Origin of the sequence: Macrococcus carouselicus (assembly GCF_004359515.1) — a bacterium.
Classification (GTDB): domain Bacteria; phylum Bacillota; class Bacilli; order Staphylococcales; family Staphylococcaceae; genus Macrococcus; species Macrococcus carouselicus.
On record NZ_SCWD01000024.1, the window covers coordinates 1 to 422 of the forward strand.

A 422-nucleotide genomic window follows, 5' to 3' on the forward strand; every position below is an offset into this window, starting at 1 on the left:
GACAGAGGCCGGGCCAGAAGAACGGCTGCGTATTGCTCTGCTGAATGTGGATTACGTCACCAGTTTTGAACTGCCTTTTCGCTTGCTGCTAACCCGTACACCACAACTGATTGCCGCGCTGCGTGAAGAATGGGACATCAGCCAGAAAAATGTGGTGCTCAACGATAAACGCTTTGGCTGCGTGTACAGCCTGAAGGCCAGCCTTTCTGGTGTGCCGGATACATTCCGGTATCATCTGTCTCACCGTATTCGGCGTGTGGTTGCTAATGAAAACACATCATCGCCATACCAGCAGATTGCCCGGGAAGTGAAAGGCACCCGTGAACGACTGAAGTATGCGCTGGAGGCGGGATTGCAGGTTACTGCCCTAGACGGTCTGTTCTGGTTCGGCAGTCAGCGTATTGCGGCTGATGTTCTGAGGC

General features: G+C 53.8%; 1 protein-coding gene. It reads left to right on the forward strand.

Translation table 11 applies throughout. The features are described 5' to 3' along the window. On the forward strand, window positions 1-422 hold a 422-nt coding region (locus tag ERX40_RS11095; protein WP_133418552.1), incomplete at both ends, for an ECs1377 family protein.